1 protein-coding gene and 1 pseudogene are annotated in these 2345 nt (G+C 68.4%); one reads left to right on the top strand and one right to left on the bottom strand.

Annotation, left to right across the window (positions count from 1 at the left end):
- Positions 1–1899 (top strand): glycogen debranching protein GlgX (gene glgX, locus Y705_RS0109795; protein ID WP_026532721.1); only part of this gene is annotated, 1899 nt, incomplete at its 5' end.
- Between the two features lie 30 nt (positions 1900–1929).
- Here glgX and Y705_RS21325 read toward each other — a convergent pair.
- A pseudogene (locus tag Y705_RS21325) lies at positions 1930–2345 on the bottom strand (DUF3417 domain-containing protein); the annotation flags it as partial.

Genomic DNA, 2345 nt, shown 5'->3' with positions numbered 1-2345 from the left:
GACGGCGGGGTGCACCACGGGGTGATCGGGCCCCTTGCCCAGGGCGCCCCCTACGCGTTCTGGCCCACTGGCAAGGCCCTCCCCGAAGATCCGGACACGGCGCAGCTCCTGCTCGATCCCTACGGGCGCGCCATCGAGGTCCGTGAGGCTGCAGCGGGCCCCGTCTACTTCTCGGTGTTCGTGGAGCACTCCTTCGACTGGGGAACGTCGGAACGTCCGCGGACTCCGTGGCGGGACACCGTGGTGTACGAGGCGCACGTCAAGGGACTGACGCAGCTGCACCCCGACGTGCCCGAGAACCTGAGCGGAACCTATGCGGGCCTCGCCCATCCGGCCATGGTGAAGTACCTGAAGGAACTCGGCATCACGGCAGTGGAACTGCTGCCCGTCCAGTTCCACATCGACGAGCCCCACCTCGAACCGCTCGGCCTCACCAACTACTGGGGCTACAACACGCTGGGCTTCTTCGCGGCCCACGCCGACTACGCCACGCAGCAGGCGCGCGCCGCCGGCCCGGAAGCCGTCCTGACGGAGTTCAAGGGCATGGTGAAGCAGCTGCACGAGGCGGGCCTCGAAGTGATCCTCGACGTGGTGTACAACCACACCGCCGAAGGGCCGCAGGGCCGACCCGCGCTGTGCTGGCGGGGGCTCGGGGACCGGGACTACTACCGACACGACGACGCCGGCCGTTACCTCGACACCACGGGCTGCGGCAACTCCCTCGACTTCTCGAAGACCAAGGTCGTCGAATTCGCCCTCGACTCGCTCCGCTACTGGGTGGAGGAGTTCCAGATCGACGGATTCCGGTTCGACCTCGCCGTCACACTGAGCCGCGACGAATCGAACACCTTCACCCCGCGCCACCCCTTCCTCGTGGCGGCGGGGGCCTCCCGGGCACTGCGCGGCGTGAAACTCATCGCCGAGCCCTGGGACATCGGCACGCACGGCTGGCAGACCGGGAACTTCCCGCACGGCTGGGCGGACTGGAACGACGGCTTCCGCGACACCGTCAAGGATTTCTGGCTGCGCGACCAGGGGTCGCTCCGCGCGGGAGGGCGCGCGTCCTCGCCCGGGCGGTTGGCCGGACGCCTCGCCGGCTCAGCCGACACCTTCGCGCGCTCCGGGCGGAGTCCCCTGGCCTCCCTCAACTTCGTGACGGCACACGACGGCTTCACGCTGGCGGACCTCACCATGTACGACCGCAAACACAACGAGGCCAACGGCGAAAGCAACCGCGACGGGCACAGCGATAACCGCAGCTACAACCACGGAGCGGAAGGCCGGTCGGAGGACGAGGGGATCATCGCCGCGCGCGAACAGACTGCCCGCAACCTGATGGCCTCCCTGCTCATCTCACTGGGGGTCCCGATGATCACCGCGGGGGACGAGTTCGGCCGGACCCAGCGCGGGAACAACAACGCCTACTGCCAGGACAACGAAATCGCGTGGGTGCATTGGCCGCAGGACGCGGCGGCAGCCCGGATGCTCGAGGCCACCCGGACGCTGCTGACGATCCGGCGCGACTTCCTCGCCGGGCTCCCTGCCAGTTTTCCGGCCCGCAGCGACAGCTCCACACTCCTGTGGTTCAGCGCTGCCGGACTGCCCATGACTCCGGGGGAGTGGGACAACCAGGCCACCCGCACCGTGCAGCTCCTGCTCGCTGCGCACGGCGGAACGGTGAACGGGCTGGTCGTGATCAACGGCTCCCTCGAGGACCAGAGGATCCACCTTCCGGGCGCCTGGATCCTCCAGAACCAGGGGATCGACGACGCCCAGCCGCGGTGGTTCGAGCGCACCTTCGATTCCGCCGATCCGGCGATGAAACGCAAGGGAGTCCGCCTGCTCTCGGGCGAGGCGGACTCCATTGCGGCCAACTCGGTCAGCATCTACCGCTGCTGACCGGGTCGGCTGGTCTTCTCCAGGGGCCCGTCAGGCGTTGACGACGAGCCCGAGCTCCGCCTTCGACACCAGGGTCGAGTGCCGGGGCAGCACCCGCACGGTGTAGCCGAAGGAGCCGGAGTGGTCGATCGTGATTCCACCCGTGAACAGGTAACGGCCGCTCCCGAGGTTCTCGGCCACGGCCAGATCCTCCAGCGCCACGCTGTCGAGTTCGTCGTTGTCCGACGCTCGTCCGAACGCGACCTCGACAGCGACGTCGTCGGGGTCCAGGTTGCCGAGCGCCACGTAGGCGTTGACGGTCAGTGAGTCACCGATCTGGGGATTTTCCGTGACGCCCACCGAGTCGACGTGCTCCACCTGGACTGCCGACCAGCCGCCTTGGATCCGTGAACGCCAGGCGGCAGTGCGCTTCGCCAGGGCATATGAGTCGGCGACGGCGTCGCGCC

The sequence above is a fragment of the Arthrobacter sp. H41 genome (genome assembly GCF_000520535.1).
In the GTDB taxonomy this organism is placed as follows: domain Bacteria; phylum Actinomycetota; class Actinomycetes; order Actinomycetales; family Micrococcaceae; genus Arthrobacter_D.
Note: the sequence above shows the minus strand (reverse complement) of the source record. Positions and strands in the feature narration are given on the sequence as shown.